The sequence below is a fragment of the Paenibacillus sp. Y859 genome, assembly GCF_056786405.1.
Genome location: NZ_JBXCIZ010000012.1, coordinates 62,371 through 77,148, shown reverse-complemented (window position 1 = coordinate 77,148; position 14,778 = coordinate 62,371). Strand labels below are relative to the sequence as shown.

The window sequence follows — 14,778 nt, the reverse complement described above, 5'->3', positions numbered from 1 at the left end:
CCTACTTTTCCTGCTAATTAAATGCACTTTATGTATCTATTCTTGTCTCCCCTTCACTACCTTCATCACGAAGAATTGTTCGTCACTCCAACATCACTACTCTCTGATAAATGGGTATATTCCCCCGTTCCATAAAGGATAGAACGGACAGTCCTCCAAAAAAAGAGCATCCCTAGCCACATGGCTTGTGAGATGCTCCCTATAATATATTTATTATTTTTGGCTATTTTGAATGGCCTGTTCTAGATCATTCACAATATCACCAATAAATTCTGTTCCAACGGATAGCCGAATCATTTCCGGTTTGACACCTGCTGCAAGTTGTTCTTCTTCTGACAGCTGTGCATGCGTTGTGCTAGCGGGATGAATGATCAATGACTTCGAGTCACCGACATTCGCCAAGTGTGAGAATAGCTTCACACTTTCAATCAATTTACGACCCGCTTCCGTACCGCCCTTAATACCAAATGTCAGGATGGCACCTTGTCCCTTAGGCAAATATTTCTTAGCAAGTTCATATGATGGATGGCTTGGTAGACCTGCGTAACTAACCCATTCTACATCGGCATGATTCTCTAAATATTGAGCCACTTTAAGCGTATTCTCACTATGACGTTCCATGCGTAGATGTAATGTCTCCAGACCTTGTAAGAGCATCCAAGAGTTAAATGGTGATATGGAAGAACCCATATCTCTCAACAACTGAACACGAGCTTTGATAATATACGCTATAGGTCCTACAGCTTCAGTATAGACTACGCCATTGTAGCTTGGATCCGGTTCAGTAAGCCCAGGGAATCTACCGCTAGCTTTCCAATCGAACTTACCAGCATCAACAATAACACCACCAATGGAAGTACCGTGACCTCCAATAAACTTCGTAGCTGAATGAACAACAATGTCAGCACCATGTTCGATTGGACGAAGTAAGTAAGGGCTCGGAAATGTATTATCTACAATGAGAGGAAGACCATGTTCATGAGCAATCTTCGCAACCGCCTCTATATCAAGGATGCTTCCTTGAGGATTACCAATCGTCTCCGCAAATAAAGCCTTTGTCTTGTCTGTAATCGCTGCGCGGAAATTCTCAGGATCGTTTGAATCTACAAAATGCACCTTAATTCCCAACTTCGCTAGTGTGTTAGCAAACAAGTTGTAAGTTCCTCCATATAGACTGGCTGAAGATACAATCTCATCTCCTGCACCTGCAATATTAAGAATTGAGAATGTGATAGCAGCTTGTCCCGATGCAGTTGCTAATGCACCTGCACCACCTTCGAGTGCAGCAATCCGTTGCTCAAACACATCCGTAGTAGGGTTCATGATCCGAGTATAGATATTTCCGAACTCCTTAAGTGCGAACAAATTAGCCGCATGTTCACTATCCTGAAATCCATAAGATGTAGTCTGATACAAAGGAACTGCTCGTGATAATGTTGTAGGATCAATCTCCTGACCTGCATGAACGGCCAAGGTCTCAAACGAAAATTTCTTTTCTTCGGACATGGTGAAACCTCCCTTATCAATTATAAAAATGATGACCTCAATAGAGATAGTTCAAATATAGACCTTTCAATATCTTCTCATAAATCATGACATTTGAAAAGGCTTACTCATACTTAACATATCCGAATAATAACGTAGAACGGGGCTGTCTCAAAAATCATGACAATCGCTAGGTGTGCTCCATTTATGCATAATTAGTTTTTGAGAAAAGCACAAGGGTTAATCGACAATGTGGTCCATCAATGACACTATCGAAGTGTATCTGTTGATACAAGCCACAATGGATAAAAGGCAAAAAACAGCAGGTCAAGAATAAGCTGAAGGCTCCCTGTCAAGTGGACAGTAGAAAAAACAAAAACTTCTACTACTACAATGATGGGAGCACTTCAAGCCACCTTGACCTGCTGTTTTTTTAAAAAATAGGGCTACAACAAATGATTATATCCCCTATAGTTCTAAGTTGATTAATCTGTCGTTTAACGTGCCATCCATCCACCGTCTACACAAACGACGTGACCGTTCAAATAGTCTGATGCTTCGGATGCTAGGAATACAGCTGGACCTTTCAGATCAGCTGGTGTTCCCCAACGTGATGCAGGAATACGAGCTAGAATATCTCTCGAGCGATCCTCATCAGCACGAATAGCAGAAGTATTGTCTGTTGCCATATAACCCGGTGCAATCGCATTGATCTGAATGCCCTTAGATGCCCACTCATTCGCGAATGCCTTCGTAATTCCTGCAACTGCGTGCTTACTCGCTGTGTATCCTGGAACGTTAATTCCACCTTGGTACGTCAGCATAGAAGCTATATTGATAATTTTTCCACTACCGCGTTCAATCATATGACGACCCGCTAATTGACACAGGAAGAATACGCTGTTCAAGTTCAGGCTCATGACATCATGCCAATCTTTTGCTGGGTGATCTACTGCTGGTACGCGTCGAATAATCCCTGCATTATTAACCAATATATCTACTTTTCCGAAGATTCCCAACGCTTCATTAAACACACTTTCTAGCACTGTTTCATCACTAAGATCAACTTGAATTTGATGAGCTTTACGTCCCAGACTTTCAACAATTTTTATCGTCTCATCACATTCTGAAAAAGAAATCGAGATGATATCTGCACCAGCCTCTGCCAGCCCGATCGCTATTCCTTGACCAAGACCACTTCCGCCTCCTGTAACGACAGCTACTTTACCAGTTAAATCGAATAAACCCATGGTCTGTTCCTCCTATGATTTATAGTCTAATGTTATACCGGATTCCTTAAATCTCTCAGCCATCTGTTCCGAAATTCCATCATCTGTAATAATCGCGTCCAAATCCGAACATGTCGCAAAGGTTCGAAGTGCAAATTGGCCAAATTTAATATGATCAACAACGCAATACACCTGCTGAGCCGTTTCAATTAGCGCTTTTTTAAAAGGAACCAAATCCCCCGTATAAATCGACAAACCAAACTCAGGATCTACTGCTGTTGCCGAAACAAACGCTTTGTGAATATTCAGTTCTGAAATCATACGCGGAGCATCCTCACTCACTAATACGTTACGCACACGCGATCCACCAGGGACAACAAGCAGAATCTGATCTTTCCGAGTCAATTCATTAATAATGAATAGATCATTCGTAATCACCGTCAATGGTTGATTGTCCAGACGCTTAGCAATTTCTAACGTCGTACTCCCACCATCAAGAGCAATAATATCGCCAGGTACGATGTATTGAAGTGCCCGCTTAGCAATTTGGGCCTTCTGTGAACTATTTTTATCCGTTACACCTTTATTGGTTAAAATCCCATACTGATCATTCTGAGCTAATATCGCTCCACCATGGACTCTTGTCAGTAGACCCATACTCTCCAGCTTGGCGAGATCGTCACGCACCGTTTTGCCCGTCACCTGTAACATGTCACTCAATGCTACAACCGTAACTTCTTGGCCCGAAATTAGGACCTCCATAATTTTTTCATGTCGTTTCAAGGGACTCATAAAGTTTCATCGCTTTCTATATCAATTAACGCAGATCTTGCATAGCTACCGCATCCATATCATTGAAGGTTTGGTTCTCTCCAGCCATTCCCCAAATAAATGTATAGTTACATGTTCCTACACCGCTGTGAATAGACCAGCTTGGTGAGATAATAGCTTGCTCATTTCTAACGACCAAATGCCGCGTTTCATCTGGTTCACCCATCATATGGAATACTACCCCATCTTCAGGCAGATTGAAATACAAGTATATTTCAGAACGACGGTTATGTGTATGGCTTGGCATCGTATTCCACATATTCCCTGGATCTAATTCTGTCATTCCCATTACAAGCTGGCAACTTTGAATACCGTCTGGATGGATGTATTTGTAGATCGTCCGCTCGTTAGATGTACTAATGCTTCCCATATGAGCCGGAGTAGCTTCTGCCTGCGTTGATTTCTTCGTTGGATATGCCTTATGCGCAGGAGCTGAGTTGAAATAGAAGCGAGCTCCGCCATCCTTCTTAAATACAACTTCCTTTACACCAAGTCCAACGTATATACATTCTTTCGAATCAACTTCGTAGTCCTTACCGTCAAGCGTTACAGTACCTTTAGTCCCCACGTTAATGATACCAATCTCACGACGCTCTAGGAAATAATCTGTTCCGATATCCTTAAGATTCACTTCTAACTTAATATCCTTCGTAGCTGGTACTGCTGAACCTACAATAAAACGATCCACATGTGTGTATACAGTTACCAGTTCATCTGCTGTAAATAAATGATCAATCAAAAATTCCTCACGTAAGCGATCTGTATTAAATACCTTCACATCGTTGGGATGAGATACATAGCGATTTTCCATAATTGTAAAGTCCTCACTTTCAATTTATCATTTTTTTAAAATATTAAACGTTCATATGGGTTCATTATAGTTCATTTGTTACCAATTGTGTACCCCTATTTTCAAATCACCTTAATATCGGCATATTTAAAGACGGATAGTCCAGCCTATCGTCCTTGGCTTGACCATCCGTCTCTCTTTTACAAAACTATTCTTGAAACAAGGGTGCTGTGCTTAATAGCTTTCTTGAGATTGCTCCCCAGCCGCTATAGCCACTCCACCGCTCGTACCAATTCGAGATGCACCAGCATCAATCATGATCTTCGCATCTTCCGCACTCCGTACCCCACCTGAAGCTTTAACCCCTATATCTGCTCCAACTGTTGCACGCATCAATGCAATGTCTTCTTTCGTTGCTCCACCGGTAGAAAATCCTGTTGATGTCTTCACATAATCAGCACCCGCTTCAACGGCTAACTTACAAGCGCGTACCTTCTCTTCTTCTGTAAGTAGGCATGTCTCGATGATCACCTTCGTGAGCGCCTTTCCACGAGCCGCTTGGACAACAGCTGCAATATCACGTATTACCAGAGCATCATCACGCCCTTTTAATGCACCGATATTGATCACCATATCTAATTCACCTGCTCCGTTTGCGATCGCATTGGACGCTTCAAATGCCTTAACTTCAGGGGTTGATGCTCCAAGTGGAAAGCCAATCACCGTACACACCTTCACTTCTGGAGTGTCCCTCAACACTTCATAAGCTACTGCAACCCATGCAGGATTCACACATACCGATGCAAACAGATACGTCTTCGCTTCTTCTGCCAACTTCTGAATATCTTCCCTCTTCGCATCAGCCTTCAGAAGCGTATGATCTATCAATCTGGATATGGACTTTTCCGTCATTACTGATTCTCCTTAGGTCTCGTTTCTAACCAATTATTCTTCACCACATTCTGATACCAATAATAACTCTCTTTCGGTGTACGTACCAGGCTACGATAGTCTACATGAACGAGTCCAAATCGCATACGATATCCCTCTGCCCATTCGAAATTATCCATGAGGGACCAAGCCATGTAGCCTTTCAGATTAATTCCATCTTGAATCGCACGATGTACTTGCACAATATGCTGTTGCAAATAAGAAATACGGCGGTAGTCCAACACTTTACCATTTACGATATCATCGTTGATACATGCGCCATTCTCAGTAATATAGATATCATTATTTCCGTATTTCTGCAAGTAATGAAGAACTTCATATAGACCTCTAGATTCAACTGGCCAACCAATATCAGTCGTTACGAGCCCCATATCTATTTCTTCCGAATGTAATACGCCACCTTCAGAATTGTAACGGTTTACACTCATCGCATAATAGTTAATACCCATCAGATCAATCGGTTGTGAGATGATCTCCATATCTCCAGCTTGAATAGGTACAGTAACTCCTTGCTTCTCGAACCAATCTACCAAGAATTGCGGATAACTAGCTTTATAGATCGGTTCTAGGAACCAGTCACTATTCAATGCAATGATACGATCACATGTTTCTTGATCTTCTTGAGACGAGCTGTATGGAACAGCCCATGATACGTTCGGTGCAATTCCTATCTGTCCTTCAACCCCAAGTTCACGGAATTTCTTCACACTCTTTCCATGAGCAACAAGCAGTCCATGGGCAACATTAATCGCCGTCTGCAAATCTTTATTTCCTGGTGCATGCACACCGTATAAGTTCGATAAGAACGCAACACAATATGGTTCATTAAAAGTAAGCCAGAATTTGATCTTCCCCGAGAATTCACGGAACATGACTTCTGAATACTTCACAAAGCCCTCAACTGTTCTAGCACTTTCCCATCCACCATCGTCTTGCAACGTTTGGGGAAGATCCCAATGATAGAGTGTACAGAAAGGTTCGATATCGTTTTCGATCAATAGATCGACAATTTTGTGATAATATTCCAATCCCTTAACATTAACTTCCCCATCGCCATTTGGCATAATACGAGACCATGATACAGAGAATCGATACGTATTAATTCCAAGATCCTTAAGTAATTTCACATCTTCTTCGTACCGGTGGTAACTATCGCAAGCTGTATCGCCATTGTCTCCGTTAAATACGTTACCAGGTGTATGTGAGAAGGTATCCCATATGGATGGTCCTCTGCCATCTTCCTGAGAGGCACCCTCGATTTGGTAAGAAGCCGTTGCTGTACCCCATTTGAAATCTTGTGGAAATTGAAAAATAGTCATTACTTTAGTCCCCCATATTAGCTTTTAATATGATCTTATCTCCCGCCGACATCACAGTCTGCATTGTAAATTGTTGTGTATTTGAATTCCATTCACCAATATCAGTTCCATCGTCTAGTACCAATGAGGTATTACTACGTAGAGTACATGTCCCACCTCGATCAGAAGTTATACATACGTTTACCAATTTAGCGTCTTTCCATTCCATATCAATCAAGAATCCACCCCGAGCTTTAACTCCCCTAATATAACCAACTTCACTCCATTCCTTCGGAAGCGCTGGTAGTAGGTGAATCTCATCCAGATGACTCTGGAGCAACATCTCAATCATCCCTGCAGCTCCGCCGAAGTTACCATCAATCTGGAATGGTGGATGATCATCGAATAGATTCGGATGTGTAGAACGGGCGAGCAATGTATGAACAAAGTTATAGGCTGAGTCAGCGTCCAACAACCTCGCATAGAGATTAATCAACCAAGCGCAGCTCCAACCCGTATGTCCACCACCATTACTTATACGGCGCTCTAGAGAAGTAAATCCTGCCTGAAGCAGGTCTGGAGTCTCATAACGATTGATTTCCCGCCCTGGATAAATACCGTATAAATGCGATACATGTCTATGACCAGGTTCACTCTCTTCGAAATCATGAACCCATTCTTGAAGCTGTCCATGTTGACCGATCTTGAAAGGATATAATCGTTCATACGCTGTTGAAATCTCTTGACCTAATTCTTCATCCACTTCCAGTATAGATATCGCTTCGAGACAGTGTGAGAATAATTCACGAATTAACGTCATATCCATCGTGCTCGCCATAGCAACGCTGCTGGCCTCACCTTCTGCTGTCAGAAATTTATTCTCAGGTGATGTGGATGGATTCGTTACTAAATAGCCTTCATGTCCTTCAACCAACCAATCCAGACAGAATAACGCGGCTCCCTTCATTATCGGATATGCCCTATTCTTTAGAAATTCACCGTCACCTGTAAATAAATAATGCTCCCACAAATGAGCAGTCAACCATACTCCTCCCATCGGCCAGAATGCCCAACTGGCATCACCGCCTGTTGGAGAAGTTTGTCTCCATATATCCACATTATGATGTGCCGTCCAACCACGAGCTTGATAATTCACCTTGGCCGTACGACGGCCCGAAATGGATATATCTTCGATCAGATCGAACAGCGGCTCATGACACTCACTAAGATTTCCAATTTCAGCTAACCAGTAATTCATTTCTATATTAATATTCGTTGTATACTGACTACCCCATGGTGGCTCTATCCGGTCATTCCATATTCCTTGTAAGTTCGCTGGCTGTGTACCTGGCCGCGAACTAGCCATTAATAAATAACGTCCATATTGAAAATATAACGCTTCAAGTCCAGAATCCTGTGTCCCTTCCTGATATGACTTCAATCGAAGATCTGTTGGAAGTGTACTATTCTCATTGGTCCCCAAGTATATGTCCACACGCCCGAACAACTCCATATGATCCTTTATATGGCGATCGCGTATTACTTTATCGCCTACATGAACGGCATCACCTAGCGTATTTGAGCAGATACCGCCTACATCTTTACCCGTAGAACCTGGCATCACATCGAATTTCTCAAAGTCGCTAGCAGCTGTTAGATAGAACGTCACAGCCTCTGCATCACGAACATTCAATACGTTATTCTCAAAACTGATCGTCCCACCTTCAGTAACAGCGACCATGTGTAACTCGAAACTTATACCTAAGCCTTCCTCATACAAAACAGACTGAGGATGATCTCTGAAATAATTAGATTCAATATGACTTGGACAACGACCTGTAAGGACCATAGCCTGAGCTTCATTCACAGTCACTTGCGGTTGATGTGGGCTTTCGAGATGTGCGGTTGCATTTATTCTCGCAACCCCTTCTGCCTTCATGGTTACGACCATAACCTGATCCACCGCACTAATGAATGTCTCTCTTGTAAATGTCGTCTCTCCACTCTGGTAGGATGTACGTGCAATCCCTGTGCTGAGATCCAACTCGCGTCTGTAATCCTGAACATCTAACAGACCTTCCTGCTCAATAATGAGATGCCCCATCGGTTGATACGCTTCCGTATCTCTACCTAACATCTGTGTATTAATGAGCTCTTCTGCTTCCTTATACTTGCCTTCATTTACTAACTCTCTTGCCGCTTTTAAATAACGCAAACTATTATATTGCTCATTGTCTCGCGGGAAACCGGACCAGAGCGTATCTTCATTTAGTTGAAACTCTTCCCGTTCTATGCCTCCGAATACCATTGCGCCCATCCGTCCATTACCTAACGGAAGCGCTTCTTCCCATTTCGTAGCAGGCTCTAGATAAGACATTACCCACTGCTGCTTCCTACCTGTTGTCATAGAATTCACTCCTAACTATTCTGGTTGCATACAAACATTAATTATATCATTAAGCACCTTCAGCAACCACAAATAGAAACAGGCAGCTAAAGATACATCATTCTCTAGACTGCCTGTTTGTCTTAAAATATAATAAAGTATAAGTTTCACTTCATACTCTATACCTTATATTTCGGCAGAGACGGATACCGTCCTTTATAAGGACAGCGTAGCCGTTTCGGCTTGTTTATTCATTTCTCGCTACAAGAGGTCTTATTGACCCGTCCATAATTTGACTCTATCTTGCACATACTCAGTGTATTTTTGTTCCATCTGAACGGCTCCAACTTTATCAAGATCTGCAAGCATACCGTCGAAAACTTCGTCGAACTTCTCAGGTTTAGCAAGAATCGCTTCTGGAATACGTTTACGAATAATATCTTGCGTCTTTTGATAGGCTACAGTATAGACTGTGTCGCTAGGAGCTGGCATATTATACGCTGCACCCCATACTTTTACTGGGAATTCATCTTCACCTGGGAATAAGTCCTTCCAAGTTGTAGCGTTATAAGCTGCTAACGATTCCTTCTCAACATCAGAGTAACTAGCAATAATCTGTTCAGGGAAGTTCGTTGTATAATAGTTGCCAGTTGAATCCTTCACTCCATCTCCATAGTGTCCACTGAAGACAAAGTAGAGTCCAATACCACTCTCTTTAGTAAAAGCTATATTATCATTCATCTTTCTATCTTGAACATCTGCAGGAATGACGCGAACACCATCTTCTACAGTATAATGCTTCCCTTCAATCCCCCAGTTTCTAAGTACCTGACCTTCCTCAGATGCCATCCAGTCTAAGAATTTAATAGCCCGAACTGGATCTTTACAAGAGGTTGAGATACCCAATCCGTAACCATCAAACCCTGTAGATTGGAATGAATGATCAAGAATATCTTCAGACATTGTTACAGGGAAATGTCCGTAAGTATATTCATCTTTTCCTGCAGCTTTAAGGGCATTCTCAGCATTTCCATATTCCCACTCATGGCTAATTAATCCAAGTACTCTACCGCTAGCAATTTTAGCTTGGTATTGGTCATCCTTTTGTACAAATGTATCTTTATCTAGAAGTCCCTCATTATACATATGGTTCAACCAGCGGAAGTACTCTTTCTCTTCCGGACGTTTGTAGTGTAATTGGGCTTCATATGTTTCAGGATTAATATAAAACTCTCCATCATCCGCTAAGCCTGTTGCAGTAAATGCCGGATTTGTAACCGTAATCATTATTTTCCAGTCATCAGCATTTAGTAACAATGGGATCGTTTTAGCACCATCTGTTTCAGGGTGTAGCGCTACATAATCTTTTAAAGCTTTCTCAAAATCTGCTGTTGTTCGAATTTCAGGATAACCTAGTTCTTTCAACACTCTATGTTGAATTTCAAATCCGCCTGTTGCATCGAAACTTTGTTGATCGACAGATCCATTCGTAGGGATCGTATAAATGGCTGGATCAGCTGTACTATATTTAAGACGATTTAAATTCTCACTATATAACTTCTTCAAGTTAGGAGCATGTTCCTCAATTAAGTCTGTCATATCAATCATGGCTTCTGCATCAACCAATTTGGTTAAGTTACCTTTAGGGAAGATGATATCAGGATAATCCCCACTCGCCGCCATTAAAGCGATCTTATCGTCACCGCCATTATTCATGTCATACTCTGCATTAATAGTAACGCCTGTCTTTTCAGTGATTACTTGTCCAACATCGTCCTTCATATTATTCCAGTTCGGACTACCATCAGCTCCAAAGAATGTAAACGTTATTGGAGTAATATCATTTGTCTCTTCCTTGACCACATTAGCACTTGTTGAATTCCCCGTTGATTCTGCTGTTTTCCCGGAGTTATTACTGTTGGAGTTTCCACAAGCAGAAATCAGTAGTGCACTTGCGATCAGTAGCATTGCAAATGTTTTTGGCGTTTTTCTTTTCATTTAATATAACCCTCCCGTATCTAATAATCATAAATCTTTAAAGCAGATATGTTATTCATGATGTTCGGAAAGCGTTTTCGAAAACTGTTAAAACCAAAGATGTAAGTGCTTTCATTAATAATATATATCATTTCCCCCATTTTGTATACTCTTATTTCAGGAATTTTTTTCTCAAAAAAAAGAGCTCTCAAAATGAGAGCCCCTCAAGTATTATTATCAAGTTATTTTACCTTTTTATTATTTACCAGACCAAAGATCTACTCTTGCTTTTACTAATTCTGTATATTCCGCTTCCATCTTCTCAGCACCAGCTTTGTCCAACTCTGCCAACATACCATCGTAGACAGCGTCAAATTTCTCAGGTGTAGTTAAGATAGCTTCTGGAATACGTTTACGAATAATATCCTGCGTTTTTTGGAACATTACAGTATATTGTGAACCTTCTTCAACAGCTAAATCCCAAGCTGCTCCCCAAGGTTTAACAGGCATATCCTTTTCTGAAGGCCATAGATCCTTCCAAGTTGTAGCATTGTATGCTGCCAAGCTTTCCTTTTCAGCCTCAGTATACATAGCTACGATTTGTTCAGGAAAGTTCGTAGTGTAGTAGCTACCCGTTGGATCTAGTACTCCATCACCATAACGAGGAGAGAATGTAGAATACAAATCAATACCTGTTGTCTTAATAAAGTTACTATTATCATTAATCTTCTTATCTAGTACATCTGCAGGAATAACACGTGTACCATCTTCTACAACATAGTGTACTCCTTCAATACCCCAATTCCTAAGAACTTGACCTTCATCAGAAGCTAAGTAATCCAAAAATTTAATAGCACGAATTGGATCTTCACAAGCTGTAGTAATCCCTATACCCCAACCAGCCAGGTATCCTGTATCTTGGAAGGTATGGTCTAAAATATCCGATGAGAGTGTTACAGGGAAGTGAGCATATGTTCTTTCATCCTTACCTGCTGCCTTCAGAGCATTCTCAGCATCTGCGTAACCCCATTCTTGGTCGATTAAACCTAACACACGACCACTAGCGATTTTAGCTTTATATTCGTCACTCTTTTGTACGAATGTGTTCTTGTCAAGAAGACCAATATTATACATATGATTCAACCAACGGAAGTATTCTTTTTCCTCTGGACGTTTGTAGTGAAGTTGTGCTTCAAATGTATTGATATCAATATAATATTCCCCATCATCTGGTGCTCCTGTTGTAAAGAATGCAGGATTCGTAACCGTAATCATGATTCTCCAATCATCTGCATCTAATGTCAAGGGAATCGTTGGTTGTCCATCAATCGTTGGATGTTTATCATAGTAAGCTTGTAATACATTTTCGTAATCTTGCAGCGTTTTCACTTCTGGATATCCTAGTTCCTTTAGCACCTCATGCTGAATTTCAAATCCACCGGTAGCATCAAAATAAGTCTGACCTACTAGAGCATTACTCGGAAGAACATATATGCTTCTATCTTCACTGCTATATGGTAGGCGATCCATGTAATCACCATAGACCTTCTTTAGGTTAGGAGCATGCTCTTCAATTAAGTCTGTCAAATCGATCATTGCTTCAGCATCTACCATCTTACTAATATCGCCTTTAGCAAAGATCATATCTGGATAGTCACCGCTGGCAGCCATAAGAGAAATCTTATCTTGTCCACCACCTTGCACAGCAAATTCAGCATTAATCGTAACACCTGTTTTCTCTGTAATTGCTTTACCAACTTCATCTTGCATCTTATTCCAGTTAGGGCTTGCATCTGCTCCAAAGAACTTAAATGTAATTGGACTAGTATCTAATGCTGTCTCTGTATTTGTAGATTTGGCTGGTTCTTTCGTGTCACCTGAATTAGTACTAGCACTATTATTGTTACCACATGCCGATACAAGTAGTGCACTAGCTAACAACAACATCGCAAACGTTTTCGGTGTTCTCCCCTTCATACCGTAAATCCCCCTTTAGAATGTCTAAACTCTGGTTGTATCCTGTTGTATCCTTACCAATCCTTGCACATGACTTGATGATATTCATCATTAGTTATACTCACAAGAAATATAACTGAAACGTTTTCGAAAAGCGCTTTCAAAATGCATTGTTTGATTGGAAGTGCTTTCATAAACTTAGTATATATGATGCCTTCTAGCCTGTCAACATCATTTTGTTTATTACATAAAGCACTATAAATCCCCTCTCGTTCTATCACTTCACCCCGTCTCTTCGCGAAATTCCGATGGTGTTTTCCCCGTTGCCTTCTTAAATACTTGCGTAAAATATTTAGGATCCTGATATCCGACAAGCGGTGCAATTTGATATACCTTCACACTTGTATTCTTTAGTATATATTTCGCCTTATCCATTCGACATTTCGTTAGATACTCCAAAAAGGTATATCCTGATACTTGTTTAAATATCATACAAAAGTGACTTGCGCTCAAATCTACTAACTCAGACAACTCTTCAATCGTTAGCTCCTTATGATAATTGTCCGAAATATACCTCTGTGCTTTATCAATATTCATTTGAATATCCTCTTTGGATTTACTTTCTCTGTTCTCTCTCAATCGCTTCTCAAAAGTTGCCTTTACTTCTAGTATCATCTCATGAAGTGTTGTCATCCCGTGGATTCTCTGGATTAATCCACCCAAAGAACCATCCACTAAGAAATTTGAATATTCAAATTGTCTGTATAGTACAACTATCATTTCTACTATCATTCGCTCTGCAATATCCTTACTCAACGAATGCTCCTCTATATATTCCTTCATCGTATCAAACAAGGAAAGCATTCTCTCCAAATCAAGTGTACGGATACATTGTAGGATAGCCGTCTCCAGATGCTTCGGATATTTAACCTCTAGATTCTGCACAAGCTGCTCTTCCGAAGTTGAATCAATAAAGACCCCTTGATCCTTAGCATAAAAGCGTTGATACAATGCTCTAGTTGCACTTTGATAAGAAGAGCTTAACTGATCAACTCCCTTTGTACTTGTGCTAATTCCTACAAAGCAAGTTAATTTGGAGTACTTCTTAATGTGCAGAATGATATCCTCACCTAGCTCAATTAAGTTATCATTACAAGTGCCAGCAAATAGGATAACCCACTCCCCACTATGAAATGGGAATACCGTCATTCCTTCATTCTGTTGCGACCATTCCTCCAGAATATTGCGAATGGCAAACAGCCACAATCGTTTCTCTTCCTTCGTCCAAAGACCATTTAATAACAAGAACTGATCAAGCTGCACGACAGCCATATAGTATTCCTCTTCCAATTCATCACTTTCCATCCAATTCATATGGTGGAGTGTTCTTTGATTCCCTTCAATAAGCTCTGAGAACATTCGTTCCCGAGCCATTAACGATAGCGCTTGGACAGAATCCATTAGCTGATCATTCACAATTTGCGAATCCAACTTTTCACTTGCCCGTATGAGCATCTCTGTCAGCTCATCATGATCAATCGGCTTCAATAAATAATCAAAAGCTCCTTGTCTAAGTGCTTCTCGTGCATATTCAAATTCACCGTATCCACTAATTATAATGAAAATCATCTTTGGATTGCTGGAGGATACTTCCTTCATTAAGGATATCCCATCAATACCAGGCATCCGAATATCACTAATAATCATATCTGGAGAAGTCTCTTCGATTAAACGAAGTGCCCCTTCTCCATTACGCGCTTCACCAACGACTTCTAGGTTCAGCTCATCCCACGGTATGGCTGCCTTTAGGCTACGTAAAATCAGAGGTTCATCATCAACCAGAATGACCTTATACTTATTCCCGATTGCAACCAT

Annotated in this window: 10 protein-coding genes; all 10 read right to left on the bottom strand. The window is 41.0% G+C overall.

Annotation, left to right across the window (positions count from 1 at the left end):
* Positions 1 to 213: 213 nt before the first annotated feature.
* A complete protein-coding gene (locus AC1TO8_RS19355) occupies positions 214 to 1,506 on the bottom strand; it encodes a homocysteine synthase (protein ID WP_482057263.1) in 1,293 nt (430 codons plus the stop codon).
* A gap of 476 nt (positions 1,507 to 1,982) precedes the next feature.
* A complete protein-coding gene (kduD, locus tag AC1TO8_RS19350; protein ID WP_482057262.1) occupies positions 1,983 to 2,735 on the bottom strand; it encodes a 2-dehydro-3-deoxy-D-gluconate 5-dehydrogenase KduD in 753 nt (250 codons plus the stop codon).
* 12 nt (positions 2,736 to 2,747) lie between these two features.
* Positions 2,748 to 3,506, bottom strand: a complete 759-nt coding sequence (locus AC1TO8_RS19345; RefSeq protein ID WP_482057261.1) for a DeoR/GlpR family DNA-binding transcription regulator — start codon at positions 3,504 to 3,506, stop codon at positions 2,748 to 2,750.
* Between the two features lie 25 nt (positions 3,507 to 3,531).
* A complete protein-coding gene (gene kduI, locus AC1TO8_RS19340) occupies positions 3,532 to 4,356 on the bottom strand; it encodes a 5-dehydro-4-deoxy-D-glucuronate isomerase (protein ID WP_482057260.1) in 825 nt (274 codons plus the stop codon).
* 213 nt (positions 4,357 to 4,569) lie between these two features.
* Positions 4,570 to 5,247, bottom strand: coding sequence for a deoxyribose-phosphate aldolase (gene deoC / locus AC1TO8_RS19335; protein ID WP_482057259.1), 678 nt, complete (start codon positions 5,245 to 5,247; stop codon positions 4,570 to 4,572).
* Positions 5,247 to 6,605 (bottom strand): GH1 family beta-glucosidase, encoded by a 1,359-nt coding sequence (locus AC1TO8_RS19330; protein WP_482057258.1) that lies wholly within the window; start codon positions 6,603 to 6,605, stop codon positions 5,247 to 5,249. The genes deoC and AC1TO8_RS19330 overlap by 1 nt, the downstream gene beginning before the upstream one ends.
* Before the next feature lie 4 nt (positions 6,606 to 6,609).
* The gene (locus tag AC1TO8_RS19325; protein WP_482057257.1) at positions 6,610 to 8,991 is read right to left on the bottom strand and encodes a glycoside hydrolase family 95 protein; all 2,382 of its coding nucleotides are present in this window, start codon (positions 8,989 to 8,991) and stop codon (positions 6,610 to 6,612) included.
* A 252-nt stretch (positions 8,992 to 9,243) separates the two neighbouring features.
* Positions 9,244 to 10,968, bottom strand: coding sequence for an ABC transporter substrate-binding protein (locus AC1TO8_RS19320; protein WP_482057256.1), 1,725 nt, complete (start codon positions 10,966 to 10,968; stop codon positions 9,244 to 9,246).
* A 237-nt stretch (positions 10,969 to 11,205) separates the two neighbouring features.
* The gene (locus AC1TO8_RS19315; protein ID WP_482057255.1) at positions 11,206 to 12,924 is read right to left on the bottom strand and encodes an ABC transporter substrate-binding protein; all 1,719 of its coding nucleotides are present in this window, start codon (positions 12,922 to 12,924) and stop codon (positions 11,206 to 11,208) included.
* Between the two features lie 261 nt (positions 12,925 to 13,185).
* The gene (locus AC1TO8_RS19310) at positions 13,186 to 14,778 is read right to left on the bottom strand and encodes a response regulator (RefSeq protein WP_482057254.1); all 1,593 of its coding nucleotides are present in this window, start codon (positions 14,776 to 14,778) and stop codon (positions 13,186 to 13,188) included.

Excerpts from the sequence above, each read along its gene's own strand:
- AC1TO8_RS19355 (WP_482057263.1), bottom strand. The coding sequence starts at position 1,506 with ATGTCCGAAGAAAAGAAATTTTCGTTTGAGACCTTGGCCGTTCATGCA.
- kduD (WP_482057262.1), bottom strand. The coding sequence starts at position 2,735 with ATGGGTTTATTCGATTTAACTGGTAAAGTAGCTGTCGTTACAGGAGGC.
- AC1TO8_RS19345 (WP_482057261.1), bottom strand. The coding sequence starts at position 3,506 with ATGAGTCCCTTGAAACGACATGAAAAAATTATGGAGGTCCTAATTTCG.
- kduI (WP_482057260.1), bottom strand. The coding sequence starts at position 4,356 with ATGGAAAATCGCTATGTATCTCATCCCAACGATGTGAAGGTATTTAAT.
- deoC (WP_482057259.1), bottom strand. The coding sequence starts at position 5,247 with ATGACGGAAAAGTCCATATCCAGATTGATAGATCATACGCTTCTGAAG.
- AC1TO8_RS19330 (WP_482057258.1), bottom strand. The coding sequence starts at position 6,605 with ATGACTATTTTTCAATTTCCACAAGATTTCAAATGGGGTACAGCAACG.
- AC1TO8_RS19325 (WP_482057257.1), bottom strand. The coding sequence starts at position 8,991 with ATGACAACAGGTAGGAAGCAGCAGTGGGTAATGTCTTATCTAGAGCCT.
- AC1TO8_RS19320 (WP_482057256.1), bottom strand. The coding sequence starts at position 10,968 with ATGAAAAGAAAAACGCCAAAAACATTTGCAATGCTACTGATCGCAAGT.
- AC1TO8_RS19315 (WP_482057255.1), bottom strand. The coding sequence starts at position 12,924 with ATGAAGGGGAGAACACCGAAAACGTTTGCGATGTTGTTGTTAGCTAGT.
- AC1TO8_RS19310 (WP_482057254.1), bottom strand. The coding sequence starts at position 14,778 with ATGGTTGCAATCGGGAATAAGTATAAGGTCATTCTGGTTGATGATGAA.